Origin of the sequence: Nocardioides sp. LHD-245, from assembly GCF_030929495.1 — a bacterium.
In the GTDB taxonomy this organism is placed as follows: domain Bacteria; phylum Actinomycetota; class Actinomycetes; order Propionibacteriales; family Nocardioidaceae; genus Nocardioides.
Genome location: NZ_JAVFWN010000010.1, coordinates 221,087 through 235,593, shown reverse-complemented (window position 1 = coordinate 235,593; position 14,507 = coordinate 221,087). Strand labels below are relative to the sequence as shown.

12 protein-coding genes and 1 tRNA gene are annotated in these 14,507 nt (G+C 69.0%); 7 read left to right on the top strand and 6 right to left on the bottom strand.

Annotation, left to right across the window (positions count from 1 at the left end):
- Window positions 1-235: 235 nt before the first annotated feature.
- Entirely contained in the window at window positions 236-2,944 is a 2,709-nt protein-coding gene (gene topA / locus RB608_RS16095; protein WP_308089051.1) for a type I DNA topoisomerase, read from the top strand.
- Window positions 2,945-2,980: 36 nt separating this feature from the next.
- Here the strand turns inward: topA and RB608_RS16090 are convergent, their stop codons facing one another.
- On the bottom strand, window positions 2,981-3,988 hold the full coding sequence (locus RB608_RS16090) for a serine hydrolase domain-containing protein (RefSeq protein WP_308089050.1): 1,008 nt from the start codon (window positions 3,986-3,988) through the stop codon (window positions 2,981-2,983).
- Window positions 3,989-4,069: 81 nt separating this feature from the next.
- Here RB608_RS16090 and tmk point away from each other — a divergent pair, with 81 nt between their 5' ends.
- From tmk to RB608_RS16075, 3 genes are read left to right on the top strand one after another with little or no spacing between them, the layout of a single operon-like run.
- Window positions 4,070-4,744: a dTMP kinase gene (gene tmk, locus RB608_RS16085; RefSeq protein WP_308089049.1), complete on the top strand. Its 675-nt coding sequence runs from the start codon at window positions 4,070-4,072 to the stop codon at window positions 4,742-4,744.
- Window positions 4,741-5,892 carry a DNA polymerase III subunit delta' gene (locus RB608_RS16080; protein ID WP_308089048.1) on the top strand — a complete coding sequence of 384 codons (1,152 nt, stop codon included), beginning with the start codon at window positions 4,741-4,743 and terminating at the stop codon, window positions 5,890-5,892. Before tmk ends, RB608_RS16080 begins: the two co-directional genes overlap by 4 nt.
- 52 nt (window positions 5,893-5,944) lie before the next feature.
- On the top strand, window positions 5,945-7,501 hold the full coding sequence (locus tag RB608_RS16075) for an alpha/beta hydrolase (RefSeq protein ID WP_308089047.1): 1,557 nt from the start codon (window positions 5,945-5,947) through the stop codon (window positions 7,499-7,501).
- Window positions 7,502-7,519: 18 nt separating this feature from the next.
- On the opposite strand, the gene RB608_RS16070 is transcribed toward RB608_RS16075, so the two are convergent.
- Entirely contained in the window at window positions 7,520-8,437 is a 918-nt protein-coding gene (locus RB608_RS16070; RefSeq protein WP_308089046.1) for a LysR family transcriptional regulator, read from the bottom strand.
- A gap of 136 nt (window positions 8,438-8,573) precedes the next feature.
- Between RB608_RS16070 and RB608_RS16065 the strand changes: the two genes are divergently transcribed.
- Window positions 8,574-8,735 (top strand): hypothetical protein, encoded by a 162-nt coding sequence (locus RB608_RS16065; protein ID WP_308089045.1) that lies wholly within the window; start codon window positions 8,574-8,576, stop codon window positions 8,733-8,735.
- A gap of 95 nt (window positions 8,736-8,830) precedes the next feature.
- A tRNA-Thr gene (locus RB608_RS16060) sits at window positions 8,831-8,903 on the top strand.
- A 176-nt stretch (window positions 8,904-9,079) separates the two neighbouring features.
- Here the strand turns inward: RB608_RS16060 and RB608_RS16055 are convergent.
- The 4 genes from RB608_RS16055 to RB608_RS16040 form a co-directional block, all read right to left on the bottom strand.
- Window positions 9,080-10,573 (bottom strand): ATP-binding protein, encoded by a 1,494-nt coding sequence (locus tag RB608_RS16055; protein ID WP_308089044.1) that lies wholly within the window; start codon window positions 10,571-10,573, stop codon window positions 9,080-9,082.
- Window positions 10,570-10,800: a hypothetical protein gene (locus RB608_RS16050; protein ID WP_308089043.1), complete on the bottom strand. Its 231-nt coding sequence runs from the start codon at window positions 10,798-10,800 to the stop codon at window positions 10,570-10,572. Before RB608_RS16050 ends, RB608_RS16055 begins: the two co-directional genes overlap by 4 nt.
- 75 nt (window positions 10,801-10,875) lie before the next feature.
- Window positions 10,876-12,387 carry a P-loop ATPase, Sll1717 family gene (locus RB608_RS16045; RefSeq protein WP_308089042.1) on the bottom strand — a complete coding sequence of 504 codons (1,512 nt, stop codon included), beginning with the start codon at window positions 12,385-12,387 and terminating at the stop codon, window positions 10,876-10,878.
- 9 nt (window positions 12,388-12,396) lie between these two features.
- On the bottom strand, window positions 12,397-12,534 hold the full coding sequence (locus RB608_RS16040; RefSeq protein ID WP_308089041.1) for a hypothetical protein: 138 nt from the start codon (window positions 12,532-12,534) through the stop codon (window positions 12,397-12,399).
- Between the two features lie 354 nt (window positions 12,535-12,888).
- Here RB608_RS16040 and RB608_RS16035 point away from each other — a divergent pair, with 354 nt between their 5' ends.
- The gene (locus RB608_RS16035) at window positions 12,889-14,499 is read left to right on the top strand and encodes an ABC transporter substrate-binding protein (RefSeq protein WP_308089040.1); all 1,611 of its coding nucleotides are present in this window, start codon (window positions 12,889-12,891) and stop codon (window positions 14,497-14,499) included.
- The last annotated feature ends 8 nt before the right edge of the window (window positions 14,500-14,507 follow it).

Genomic DNA, 14,507 nt, shown 5'->3' with positions numbered 1-14,507 from the left:
AGTCGTCGCGAAATCACGTCGACAACGGGCTGGAACACACGACAACGGGCTGCTGGAGCGGCGGACTACGTGTTACAGCGGCAACGAGGATCCCAGTGCAGCGAACCACGTGTTACAGCCGCTCGCTCACCCCGACGGACGACCACTCTGGACGCCGGGAGAGGGCTCGCTGGACAACACGCGCTACCGTGACACCGCCGAATCAGGCAGTGAACGAGTAGTGGAGAAGGTCCCTGTGTCCCACAAGCTGGTGATCGTCGAGTCGCCCGCCAAGGCCCGCACCATCGGCGGGTACCTCGGCGACGGCTATGTCGTCGAGTCCTCGATCGGCCACATCCGTGACCTCCCCAACAACGCCGCCGACACCCCGGCGAAGATCAAGGACAAGCCGTGGGGGCGGCTCGCGATCGACGTCGACAACGGGTTCGAGCCCTACTACGTCGTGCCCCGCGACAAGAAGAGCCACATCTCCAAGCTCAAGAGCCTGCTCAAGGACGCCGACGAGCTCTTCCTCGCCACCGATGAGGACCGCGAGGGCGAGGCGATCGCCTGGCACCTCCTCGACGAGCTGAAGCCGAAGAACATCCCGGTCAAGCGGATGGTCTTCCACGAGATCACCAAGGCGGCCATCCAGGAGGCCGCCGCCAACCCGCGCGAGCTCGACATGGACCTGGTCGAGGCGCAGGAGACCCGCCGGCTGCTCGACCGCCTCTACGGCTACGAGGTCTCGCCGGTGCTGTGGCGCAAGGTGATGTCCGGCCTGTCCGCCGGCCGCGTGCAGTCGGTCGCGACCCGGCTCGTGGTCGACCGCGAGAAGGAGCGGATGGCCTTCAGGGTCGCCTCCTACTGGGATCTCGAGGGCACCTTCGACGCCGGCAGCAAGCACGACCAGCGGATGTTCCCCGCCAAGATCCACAGCGTCGACGGCACCCGCGTCGCGTCCGGCTCCAACTTCGGCCAGGACGGCCAGCTCAAGGCCAGGGCCGACGTCGTCCACCTCGACCAGCGCCGGGCCCAGGACCTGGTCGCCGCGCTCGCCGACACGGCGTACGACGTCCGGTCGGTCGAGGCCAAGCCCTACCGCCGCTCGCCGTACGCGCCGTTCCGCACCACCACGCTCCAGCAGGAGGCCAGCCGCAAGCTCGGCATGAGCGCCTCGGTCACGATGAGCGTGGCCCAGCGGCTCTACGAGAACGGCTTCATCACCTACATGCGTACCGACAGCACCACGCTGTCGGGCAGCGCGATCGGCGCGGCGCGGGCCCAGGTGCAGGAGCTGTACGGCGCCGAGTACCTCCCCGACGCGCCGCGCACCTACGCCAGCAAGGTCAAGAACGCCCAGGAGGCGCACGAGGCCATCCGCCCGGCGGGCGACTCGTTCCGCACCCCCGCGCAGACCGGCCTGACCGGCGACCAGTTCCGGCTCTACGAGCTGATCTGGATGCGCACCGTCGCCTCGCAGATGAAGGACGCGGTCGGCCAGTCGGTCACGATCCGGCTCGGCGGCGCGGCGTCGACCGGCGAGGACGTCGTGTTCTCCGCCTCCGGCCGCGTGATCACCTTCCACGGCTTCTTGAAGGCCTACGTGGAGGGCACCGACGACAACTCCGCGAAGGACGACCAGGAGACCCGGCTGCCCAACCTGGCCGAGGGCGACCCGGTCTCCGCGGCCTCGCTGTCCGCCAACGGGCACGAGACCAAGCCTCCCGCGCGCTACACCGAGGCGACGCTGATCAAGGAGCTCGAGGACCGGCAGATCGGCCGCCCCTCGACGTACGCCTCGATCATCGGGACCATCCTCAACCGCGGCTACGTCTACAAGAAGGGCACCGCCCTGGTGCCGGCCTGGATCGCGTTCTCCGTGGTCCGGCTGCTGACCGAGCACTTCACCCGGCTGATCGACTACCAGTTCACCGCCAGCATGGAGGACGTCCTCGACGACATCGCCCGCGGCGACAAGAGCCGGGTCGCCGAGCTGACCGAGTTCTACTACGGATCCGACACGCTCGCCGGCCTGAAGCGGCTCGTCGACGACCTCGGCGACATCGACGCCAAGGCGCTCGCGACCTTCCCGGTGGGTGACCCGGAGGACGGGATCGACCTGCGGGTCGGCAAGTACGGCCCCTACCTTGAGGGACCCGGCGACGACGGCGCAGCGGCCGGCAAGCGGGCGAACGTGCCCGACGACCTGCCGCCCGACGAGCTGACCCTCGAGAAGGCCAAGGAGCTGCTCGCCAACCCGTCCGGCGAGGAGATCGACCTCGGTGTCCATCCGGAGACCGGTCTGCAGATCGTCGCCAAGAACGGCCGGTTCGGCCCGTACGTCACGGAGGTGCTCCCCGAGGACGCACCGAAGAAGGACCGGCCACGCACCGGCTCGCTGTTCAAGTCGATGTCCCTCGACACGATCACCCTCGACGAGGCCATGAAGCTGCTCGAGCTGCCGCGGGTGGTCGGCGCCGGCGAGGACGGCGAGGAGATCACCGCCCAGAACGGCCGCTACGGCCCGTACCTCAAGAAGGGCACCGACTCCCGCTCGCTCACCAGCGAGGACCAGATCTTCGGGATCACCCTCGACGAGGCGCTGAAGATCTACAGCCAGCCCAAGCAGCGCGGCCGCGCCGCCGCGGCGCCGCCGCTCAAGGAGCTGGGCAACGACCCGGTCTCCGGGCAGCCGGTGGTCGTGAAGGCCGGCCGGTTCGGGGAGTACGTCACCGACGGCGAGTACAACGCGACCCTGCGCAAGGACGACTCGGTCGAGTCGATCACCCTCGAGCGCGCCGCCGAGCTGCTCGCCGAGCGCCGCGAGCGGGGTCCGGCCAAGAAGGCCACCAAGCGGGGTGCGAAGAAGACCGCCGCCAAGAAGACTTCCGCGAAGAAGAGCGCTGCCAAGAAGACGACGGCGAAGAAGACTGCCGCGAAGAAGGCCGCCAAGAAGTCCTGAGTCGCGGGGGTTGCAGGAATCGCCCGACAGGTGGGGTCAGCCGGCGTCGTGCCAGGCGCGGAACACCGCGTCGACCACCTCGCCGCCCCGGTCGCCGTTCGTCAGTACGACGAGGCCGACCCCGGCCGCCGGGTCGACCCGCAGCTCGGCGTGGAAGCCGCGGTTGACGCCGAGGTGGCCGACGGTGTCGCCGTCGATCTCGGTGCCGAGGCCGTAGTGCTCGCCGGTTCCGGCGGCGGGTGCGCGCATCGCGACCGCCCGCGGGTCGTCCGACCCGAGCCAGGCCGCGAACCGGGCCAGGTCGTCGGCGGTCGTGCACAGACCCGCGGCGGCGGCCTCGGCGTACCGGTAGCCGGCGCCGGCCTCGGGGCCGCCCTGGGTGCAGGCGTAGCCGCTGCTCGTCATGCCCAGCGGCGCCAGCACCGTGCGCCCGACGGTCTCGGCGAAGGGCTCGCCGGTGACCTCCTCGACGACCTCCTGGGCGATCGTGAAGCCCCCGCCGGAGTAGGCGTACGCGTCCACCTCCTCGGACTGCCAGATCCCGTCGAGGGCCTGCGCGGTCGTCGGCAGCGGCCGGGCGGCGGGCCGGCCGAGGTAGCCGGGCGTGCCGATGCCGGCGGTGTGGGACAGCAGCCGGCGCAGGGTCACCGCGTCGGGGTCGGGGAAGTCGCCGGGCAGCGACCAGGTGCGGAGGTACGCCGTCACGGGGGTGTCGAGGTCGACCAGCCCCTCCTCGGCGAGCGTCAGCACGGCGGCCGCGGCGACGGACTTGGAGATCGAGCCGGCCTGGAGGACCGTCGTACGGTCCACGCCGAAGCCCTGGCTCCACGCGACCTCGCCGTCCTCGGTCACGGCGACCTCCGCGCCCGGCGTGCCCGACTCCCGCAGGGCGTCCGGCACCGCCTCGGCGATCGCCCGGGTCGCGGCGGACAGGTCCTCGGGCCGGGTGAGCCGGTGGTCCGTGGGGTCGTCGCGCAGCAGCCACCAGGCGACGACGGCGGCCGCCAGCAGCAGGGCGACGACGATGGCGACCCGGGTCCTCATGACACTCGGAAGGGTACGTCGAGCGGGGTGCCCCGGCCCCCGCCCGTGGCAGGTGTCGCTCCCGTCTCGTAGGTTCACCTCGTGACCTCCTCCGCGAGCCGCCACTGGCCGGGCCAGTACGCCGACACCGGTGTCTTCGTCTGCTTCGAGGGCGGCGAGGGCGGCGGCAAGTCGACCCAGTCGAGGCTGCTCCACGACCGGCTGACCGGGCGGGGCTACGCCGTGCGCCTCACCCACGAGCCCGGCGACACCCCGGTCGGCAAGGACCTGCGCCGGATCGTGCTCAGCCCCGAGACCGGCGAGCTCGCCCACAAGACCGAGTTCCTGCTCTACCTCGCCGACAAGGCCGAGCACATCGAGACCCTGGTGCGCCCGGCCCTCGCGCGGGGCGAGGTGGTCATCACCGACCGGTACGTCGACTCGACCCTCGCCTACCAGGGCGCCGGCCGCGCGCTCGACCGCGACGAGCTCGAGGACGTCTCGCGGTGGGCGACCGGCGATCTGCGCCCACACCTGACGATCGTGCTCGACCTGGAGCCCGAGGCAGGGCTGGGCCGGTTCGAGGGCCGCGACCGGATCGAGGGCGAGGGCCTGGAGTTCCATCAGCGGGTCCGGGGGTCGTTCCTGGAGCTCGCGGGCCGCAACCCCGAGCACTACGCCGTGATCGACGCGCGGGCGCCGATCGAGGAGATCGCGGCCGAGATCGCCGCCCGGATCGAGCCGCTGCTCGGCCAGGCGACCAGGAGTGCGCCGTGACCGTCTGGGACACCCTCGTGGGCCAGCGTGCCGTCGTCACCGCGCTCCAGCAGGCGGTCGCGGGGCAGGGCATGACCCACGCGTGGTTGTTCACCGGCCCACCGGGCTCGGGCCGCTCCAACGCCGCGATCGCGTTCGCCGCGGCGCTCCAGTGCCCCCAGGGCGGGTCCGGGCCCGACTGCCCCGACGGCTGCCACGCCTGCCACACGGTGCTCGCCGGCTCGCACGCCGACGTGTCGGTGGTGCGCACCGAGAAGCTCTCCATCGGCGTCGACGAGGTCCGCGACCTGGTCCGCCGCGCGTCGCTGAGCCCGATGGGCGATCGCTGGCAGATCCTCATCGTCGAGGACGCCGACCGGCTCACCGAGCAGGCCTGCAACGCGCTCCTCAAGGCGATCGAGGAGCCCAACGGCCGCACCCTGTGGATGCTCTGCGCGCCCACCGTCGAGGACGTGCTGCCCACGATCCGCTCCCGCTGCCGACTGGTCACGCTCTCGACTCCGACGGCCGAGGGGGTCGCCGGCTTCCTGGTCGCGCGCGGCGTCGCGGAGCCGCTGGCGTCGTACGCCGCCCGGGCCAGCCAGGGCCACATCGGCCGGGCCCGCGCCCTCGCGTTCGACGAGGCGGTGCGCACCCGGCGGCAGGAGGTCGTGTCGATGCCGGCGCGGCTGACCTCGCTCGGCCGGTGCATGGACGCCGCCACCCGGCTCGCCTCGACCGCGAAGGACGAGGCCGACGCGATCACCGCCGAGCTCGACGCCCGCGAGAAGACCGACCTCGACGCGGCGTACGGCGTGGTCGAGCGGGGTCGGCGCCCGCGGGAGTACGCCCCTGCGCTGGCCGCGCTCGAGAAGGGCCAGCGGACCCGTGCCAAGCGGCGCCACCTCGACGTCGTCGACCGCGGCCTGACCGACCTGATGTCGGTCTACCGCGACGCCATCGCGCTCGCCAGCGGCGCGCCCGGGGCGCTGGTCAACGAGGAGATCCGTGACCAGGTGGAGGCCATCGTCGAGACCTCCACACCCGAGCTCAACCTGCGCCGGATCGGCTGGATCTTCGCCGCGCGCGAGCAGATGCTGGAGTTCAACGTGCCGGTGGCTTTGGCCCTGGAGTCGATGATGGTGGCATTGAAGGCACCACAACGGTGATGCCGACAGCATGACCTGGCCGACATGACCCCCACATCATGAGGAGCAATGCGTGAGCAAGCGGACCCTGATCGTCGCGGTCGTCACCGTGTGGGCGTTGGTGGTGGCAGGGGCGGTCGGTGTCGGCGTCGCCCTGCTGAGCGACTCGGGGGACGACGACGCGCCCGGCTCCGGCGTGAAGGCCGGGCCGTCCGGGACGACCAAGGGGCCGGACGGCCGCGTCCTGGAGGACTTCTACGACCAGGAGATCGCCTGGACCCGGTGCGAGCAGAACGAGTGCGGCACCGTCGACGTCCCCATCGACTACCAGAACCCGGGTGACGGCTCGCTCCAGCTCGCGGTCGAGCGCACCCGGGCCACCGGTGACCGGATCGGCTCGCTGGTCGTCAACCCGGGCGGTCCCGGCGCGCCGGGCACCGACACCGTCACCGACGCGGAGCTCTACTTCGCCGACGAGCTGCGGGCGGCGTACGACATCGTCGGCTTCGATCCGCGCGGCACCGGTGACTCCGCGCCCGTCGACTGCCTGACCGACGAGGCCCTCGACGCGTACGTCGCCGCCGACCCCGACCCGGACACCCCGGAGGAGGTCGAGCAGTCGAAGGAGAACTCCGTGCAGTTCTGGACCGGCTGCGCGGCCCGCTCCGGGGCGGTCGGGGGCCACGTCAGCACGGTCGAGGCCGCGCGTGACATGGACGTCCTGCGCTCCGCGCTCGGCGAGGACACGCTCGACTACTTCGGCTTCTCCTACGGCACCCGCCTCGGCGCGACGTACGCCGAGCTGTTCCCCGACAAGGTCGGCCGGATGGCGCTCGACGGCGCGGTCGACCCGTCGCTGTCGGCCCGCGACGGCGCGCTGAGCCAGGCGAAGGGCTTCGAGACCGCGCTGCGCTCCTACCTCCAGAACTGCGTCGACGACGGCGACTGCTTCCTCGGCGACAGCGTCGACGCCGGCCTGAAGACGATCAAGGACCTGCTCGCGAGCATCGACGAGAAGCCGCTGCCGACCAGCGACGGTGAGGACCGCGAGCTGACCGTCGGGCTGGCGTTCTACGGCCTGATCCTGCCGCTCTACAGCGAGGACAACTGGAGCTTCCTCGACCAGGGCCTGCAGCAGGCGCTCGACGGCGACGGCTCGACGCTGCTGGTGCTCGCCGACTTCTACGGCTCGCGGGAGAAGCGCACCTACACCGACAACAGCCTCGAGGCGATCTCGGTCATCAACTGCCTCGACGACCCCTGGTCGATCACCGCCGACGAGGTGCCCGCCCACTTCGCCGACTTCGAGAAGGCCTCGCCCACGTTCGGCGACGTCTTCGCGTGGGGCCTCACCGCGTGCGACGGGATCCCCTTCACCTCCACCGACGAGCCGGACCTGCAGATCGACGGCTCGGGCGCCGCGCCGATCGTGGTCCTCGGTACGACGCGCGACCCCGCAACGCCGTACGAGGAGGCGGTGGCGATGGCCGACCAGCTCGAGTCGGGCGTCCTCGTCAGCCGCGAGGGCGACGGGCACACGGCGTACAACAAGGGGAACAGCTGCATCGACGACGCCGTGCACGGGTACCTCATCGACGGCACCGTGCCCGAGGACGGGCTGACCTGCTGACCCGGGTCCTCGGGCGGGTCAGACCGGCTCGATGATCGCCTGGATCCGCTGGGTGGCGAGCTCGATCATCAGCCGGGCCGCCGGCGAGAGGGTCGCGCCCGCCCGGTGCACGATGGCCAAGGTGTCGTAGAGCCGCGGGCGCAGTGACACCCACCCGGCGTCCGGCGCCAGCCGGGGGAGCAGCTGCACCGCCGCGCCCTTGTTGGTCACCGTGTCGGCCAGGCCGCGCCCGACCAGCTCGACCGCGGTCTCGACGTCCTCGACCTCGATCCGGGTGCCGGGGTTGTAGCCGGCCTCGTGCAGCATCCGACGCAGCACGATCCGCGCCGAGTCGGAGTCGCGGTAGGTGCTCTCCGCCATGACCAGCGGCGCCTCGGCGAGCCGCTTCGCCGTCATCGGTGACGTCAGGCGGGTGGGGTCGGCGGAGACGTAGACGAGCTCGTCGCGGGCGATCGGCGTGATCGCCATGCCCTCGCTGGACAGCCCGGCCACAGCGATCATCGCCGCCTCCAGGTGCCCGCGCCGCAGGTTCTCCTGCACGTCCATCGAGTGCCGGCCCACCAGCTCGACCCGGACGCCGGGATAGCGCTCGAGCACGTCGGCGACCAGGCCCGCTCCGCCGTACAGCCGGGCGACGCCGAACATCCCGAACCGGATCGTCCCCGTCTCGAACGACCGGATGCTCGCCACCGCGCTCTGCGCCTCGTCGGCCGCCGCGAGCACCCTCTCCGCGTGCGGCCGGAAGGTGTCCGCCGCGGTCGTCGGCACCACCCCGCGCCCGACCCGCCGGAAGAGCGGTACGCCGAGGTGCCTCTCCAGGGTGCGCACCTGCTCCGACACCGACGGCTGCGCGTAGCCCAGCTCCTCGGCAGCCCGGGTCAGCGACCGGTGCTCGTAGGTGGCCAGGAAGCAGGTCAGCTGGTGCAGCGACAGCATCGGCGCGTCCCTTCCCTGTCCGGAGCCCTAGGGGATCCCTAGGGGAACGGCAGGAAAGAGAGCCTACCCCTTGCGCTCGCCGCGCCGGAGAATAGAAGGGTCACCGATCTTCCCGGATGCTCGAAGGAGGCCTCCCATGTTCACCCACCACTGCACGTCCTGCGAGCGGCGCGAGCTGATCTTCCCCGACCAGCTCACCGGCCTCGACAACGTCGCCGACGGCTTCCAGATCCACTTCACCTGCTGGTGCGGCGCCCCCCAGACCCACTTCACTGCGCGTGAGGTCGCCGCCGCCTGACGTGCTCCGGGGGCGTGGCCCGCTGGTCTGGTCAGGTCGATTCGCCCTCGCGTCGGTCGCGTCGGTATGCTTCCGCGGTCGCCCTCGGGCGGCAGGCCGCCTTAGCTCAGTCGGTAGAGCGAATCACTCGTAATGATTAGGTCGTCGGTTCGATTCCGACAGGCGGCTCGGAGAGGGCCTCCGGCCAGCGGAAACGCTGATCGGAGGTCCTTCGTCGTTTCGTCCTGAGTGACTCGGTCACAGCGCCACTTGTGTTAGTGAGTGCTCGGCTGGCCCCTGGTCGGGCTCCTTCGGATTGAGAATCACGATGACTCGGTGCAGCAGTCCCGCGGCGCTCAGCGCGGTCAGTCGTCGTTGAGCTCGTCGTTCAGCCAACTGGTGATTCGGCCAGTGCTGGGACGCTGGTCGGAGCCGTGTTCGAGGTAGTCCCCGAGGTCGACGGGTTCCTCGCCGAGAGCGATGGCGAGCTGGCCATGGGCGGTGCCGTCAGCGTCGGCGGCGGTGGCGTCCCAGGTGCAGTTGATCTGGTCGCCGATGTCTGGTCCGGCCACGAGTGTCAGCGAGTCGAGCTCGACCGTTGCTCCGGGGCGTAGGTCGATGGGTGGGAAGGTGAGGTCCGCGCTCCCGCCGTTGACGATGTCGGTGCTGCGGGTGACCGGCGAGGCGGCAGCATTATAGGACTGGACAGGGTGGAGCCGTTCAGGAAGGTTCGGCGCCATGCGTTGGAGTAGATCCGTCTTCCAGGGGCCCCAGATGCGCGGTGGTTTGGGGGCGTAGGTCTTGAGGTTCGAGAACCGCGGCGTGTGGTCGTAGGCGCGGATGTCGCCTTCGACGTGGACGTGCACCACGAGGGCCGCGTAGTTGCGCTGGCTGAGGTTCCGTATTTGGAACCGGACTGCGGGCGACAGCTCCTTGCGGAGGGTACGGACTGCGCGGGGCAGCCCCGCCTCGCACCTGTTCAGGTAGGCGTCGACCTCCTCGCGGTACTCGTCCTCGGTCCGGTCTTCCTCGTGGTGCTCGTAGCGGCCTGTGTTGAGAGACGTCAGGCTCGCGAAGCTCGGCGGGGGCCCGACGTTCGCGAGAAGGTCGGCGATGCGGGGGGATTGCCCGCCGTCGAGGAGGTCGATGCCGACCCGGTTCAGCAGCTCGTCGCGCTTCGATGGCGCCGGCGGTTCTAGTGGCGCCAAGAGCCGTCGGCGCTCCTTGGCGAGCCACCGGTCGACCCAGTCGTCGGGGTAGTCGAAAACGGGAACCCGGTCGTCTTCGTGAACTGACACCTCGAGTTGGGGGCCTTGGCTGTTGGCGGCGAGCAGCCGAGCGGAGAGCTGGCCGAGGTCGGCGGAGGTGGCGGGTGCGGAGCGGCCGCGTCCGCGAACATAGATGTCGCCGTCCTTGACCTGATCGCCGTTCTTGGCGATGCAGTGGATGGGGTCGCCGGGTTTGGGTGGCTCGATCGTGACGACCAGGACGTGGGTGCCCTTGTAGTGGCGGTACTCGTAGTCCCAGCGCGGAGCCGGGTTCGCGAGGTACGGCTGGATGGCGTCGTGGAGCTCTGCGGGGTCCATGACCTGGACGCCCACGAGGTTGGCGGTCTCCAGTCCGACGACGACGATCCCGCGGCCGTCCATATGTCGGGCGGCGAGATCGGCGTCGCGATTGGCGAAGGCCACGATCGCCTTCGCAAGGACGGGACGTTCGGACTTCTTGGTGAGGTCGAGGTTGGCCTTGAACTCGAGCCATTCGGACTCGTCCGGGATGGTGCCGTTCTCGATGGCCCCGAGGAACGCGGTCCAGCCGAGTGTGCCGGAGGGGAGGGCGCTGGTGTCGAAGTCGCTCACGACGCGTCCTTGTTGGTCGGCGGGGCTGTTGGTTGGCTCGGGGGCGGGGGCATCAGGTCGACGAACTCTTCGGTTAGGTGTGCGGCATGTTGCTGGGCCTGTCCGATGTACCAGTCCTGGAAGGGGGTCGGTGCCAAAATGGCGAATCCCACAAGCCCCCAGCCGATGCAACGGAGCAGCCTTCGAGGCAGCAGGTCGCCGTAGTCGGCGGCGTCGAACACGTCCATCCCGTGATGGTGCCAGCGGGTACCGACACATCCGATGTGGAAGGCCAGCCGTGCCACAACTTCAAATCCGCGCCACTAGGCTGCGCCTTGGCGGAGATTGAGTCCGAGTCGGTAGAGGAACGGGACCCAGTAGGTAGGCGAATCGCGGTCGCCGCGCTCTTCGATGAAACCGATATCGACTAGTCGCTGCGCGCGGGCCTGTGCCTCCGTATGCGAAACACTCCAGATCTCACCAAGGGTACCGACGGTGTGTTCCGTCTTCTCGCCTTCAAGAGCCTGGATCCATGGCTTTTCGGTCGGGTACTCGGCGTACAGAGTCTGTTCCAAACGCACTTTAGAGACCGGGAACAGAGACTCCCGGAATGCGGCTCGACTCATCAGCTCAGTTGTTAGGGGCTCGGCCTCTCCTCGGTCCAGCGCGCGCAACTGTGCGTCCCGCGCCTCCGTCAGCAGATGGATGACCTCCCGCGGGGCCGACTTCTTCGTTCCGTCCTGTACTCGACCGAGGATCCACTCGAAGGTTGCCGGGTTCTTGCCGACATCGATCTGATCGGGGACCAGTGAATCGAAAAAGGTCCGCTGCGCTCCGGCGTCGCGAAGAATCTCACGTGGCAATAGGCCGTAGTAGTCGGCCACCTCGCCGACGTTGAGGACGCGCCGAACTACGAGGTGCAGCAAGGACGCGCTACCCCACTCGATGCGCAACTGCCGCGTGATGTGACTCGCCTCGCGGAAGCCAGCCTTCGTCACTTCATCCCAAATATCTGTCCGCAGGAAAATCTTCACGCCGACTTGTTCCAAGTCGCGCATGTCGAGGTAGGTCTTAAACAAGGCGCGAATCCCGTTTGCCTCTAGGTCTCGCGACTCAGCGAAGGCCACATCAAGTCGGTCAAACAGCACCCATACTTTGAGGTCGTTATACTCTAGAGCGTTGTTTGCAGTCGAAAGAAGGTCGTCCAGGGAGAGGAAGCCCTTCAACCTTTCGTCGGCCGACGGCTCTTGAAGGGAGATCTTGAACGCGACGCCGACGGGGTTCGCTGTGGCCGGGTCCAGTTTCAGTTCGCCCTGTGGGACCATGCGGGGAACCGCGCCCTTGATCCAGTCCCACACCGCCCGAAACCGCGACGCGAGCGGCGCATCAGTCTTGTCGAGAAGTCCCTCCTGGAAAAGTGCGTCGCGAACACTATCGGCATCGGGGCCGACCATCCCGTAGTCCGCAATGACCGAACCGAGCAAGCTGAGAATGTACAACTTCCAGATGCTAACAAACTCGACTTCGCCAGTCGGCGGATCTGCGACGAGTCCTTGAAAGACGGTGTTTCCGCGAGGCTTCTCGGCGGTTACCAGAAGCACTCCCTGATCGGCCAACAACTCTTCACGGTTCATCAAACTGGTGTAGATCGCACTCTTCCCGGCGCCTTTGGGGCCGAAAATGACATCGATCTGCCCCGAAATCACCTTTTTCCACTGGTCAGTCTCGATGAAATAGTCAGCCAAGCCTTCGCGTTCATCCTCCGCGACTCGCGCGCCGAAGGAGAGTGCGCTGAGGACATCGCGCTTGGTCAAAGCCGTCGCTTCATCGGTCACGTCTCAAGCCTAGTGGCGCGGGTTTGGAGTTTTGGGACGGTTGGCCTTCTTGAGGATCTGCTCGGCGGTCGTGGCCCGTACGAACGGATGCGTTCTGCTTCGCCAGCCGTCGACGTAGGCGCCGAGCTTGGTGTTGAAGTCGGGCACGGACTTGAAGATTTCGCGGCGCGCGGCCTGGCGTTCGACGAGGCCCGAACCGGGCCTCGACCAGGTTTCACCCTGGAGGCGTGCGTCGGGTGAACCGCCCTGGCGAGTCCGGGGGCTTTGATTGGCTGAGACGCGCGGAGCGATCCGTCCTTCCGGGCATGACGGCCAGGTTACGAAACATGTCCCTGGGACGCTCCCGACGCCTGGCCGAACCCACCCCTTGTGACCGGTCACAAAAGAACGGTCCGAATCTTTGGCACCCCGGCCGTGGTCCCCACCACGACCGACTTGGCAGAGTGGCGCCGCGCTCGCCCCCCACTGCGGGCGCCGACTCTTCCATCTAGGAGGCCTGTGGTGAAAGCGCACTCCCGTCGATCGCGGCTGATGATGTCGGTGACGGCACTGACCGTCGCCGGTGCCCTCGCTCTGTCTGCCTGCGGCTCCGACTCCGACAGCGGGTCGACCGGCAAGAAGCCGTTGGTGATCAGCCTGGACAGCTCGGTCGACGTCATCGACCCGCAGCAGTGGCGGACGCCGGCGTCGATGGTGACCTCGGGCTCCGTGGTGGAGCAGGTCATCGAGCAGACGTACAGCGAGAGCGGGGCGGCGCGGATCGGTGGCGGCGAGTTCACCAACGCGCTGTCGGAGAAGCACGAGTACTCCGCGGACGGGAAGACCCTGACGATCACGCTGCGTGAGGGACTGAAGTTCGCCGACGGCAAGCCGCTGACGGCGGAGGACGTGGTCTGGTCCTACCAGCGCGGCCTCGAGATGACGCAGGCCTACACCAAGGTGCTCTACCCGATGGTCGGCCTGACGCCGGAGAGCTTCACGGCGCCTGACGCGCGGACGGTGCAGGTCACCGCCGACTTCGGTACGCCGCTGCTCGACAAGATGCTCGCGATGCAGCCGTTCGGCGTCTACTCCAAGGCGACCGGTGAGGAGCACGCGACCCCGGACGACCCGTGGGCGGCCGACTGGTTCCGCGAGAACAGCAACTCGTCCGGCCCCTACAAGGTCGCGGCGTACGACAAGACGACCAGCATCCAGCTCGCCCCCAACACCGAGTACTACGACCAGGACCGCATCGCCAACGGCGGCGTGACCATCCAGTTCGTCTCCGACCCCGCCCAGCGCGCGCTGCTGCTGCGCAACGGCGAGATCGACCTCGCCGGCGGCCTGCCGCTCGACCAGGTGGCGGAGCTGGCGAAGACCGACGGGCTGTCGGTGGTGTCCGAGGCGTCCAACCGGCTGGAGTACCTCGGCCTCAACACGGCCAAGGCGCCCTTCGACGACAAGCGGGTCCGCCAGGCGATCGCCCTCGCGATGCCGTACCAGACCTTCGTCGACGAGGTCCTCTACGGGTACGGCGACGCGTCGTCCGGCATCGTGTCGAGCAACATGGAGACGCACTCCGACAGCGTCACCGACGCGTTCAAGACCGACGTGGCGGCCGCCAAGCAGCTGCTCGGCGAGGCCGGGGTGAGCGACCTCAGCACGACCCTGTCCTTCAAGCAGTCCTCGACGGTCGAGGCGCGCGCCGCGGTCTACATCCAGTCCGCGCTGAAGGAGATCGGGATCGACGTGCAGATCAAGCCGCTGCCCGACGCCGAGTTCACCCAGCGCACCAACGCCCGCGACCTGGAGATGTACCTCAACAACTTCCTCGCGTGGGGAGCCGACCCGTTCTACCAGATGGCGTCCCTGGCCGGCAGCGGCGCGGGAACCAACTTCAACAACTACGCCAACCCGGCCCTGGACGAGCTCCTGCAGAAGGGCTTCCGCACCCAGGACCAGGCCGACCGCGACGCGGTCTCCGCCGAGGCGCAGGACCTGCTCGTCGACGAGATGCCGCTGGTGCCGCTGTGGAACCCCAAGTGGACCTACGTCGTCCGCGACGGCGTGCACGGCCTCACCAAGGACAACACCGAGCAGCTCCGCCTGCAGTACCTGACCAAGGACTGACGGCACCC

What these genes read in the sequence shown, in the direction of transcription:
- RB608_RS16090 (WP_308089050.1), bottom strand. Translation starts at nt 3,988, where the DNA reads ATGAGGACCCGGGTCGCCATCGTCGTCGCCCTGCTGCTGGCGGCCGCC.
- RB608_RS16070 (WP_308089046.1), bottom strand. Translation starts at nt 8,437, where the DNA reads ATGCTGTCGCTGCACCAGCTGACCTGCTTCCTGGCCACCTACGAGCAC.
- RB608_RS16065 (WP_308089045.1), top strand. Translation starts at nt 8,574, where the DNA reads ATGTTCACCCACCACTGCACGTCCTGCGAGCGGCGCGAGCTGATCTTC.
- RB608_RS16050 (WP_308089043.1), bottom strand. Translation starts at nt 10,800, where the DNA reads ATGGACGTGTTCGACGCCGCCGACTACGGCGACCTGCTGCCTCGAAGG.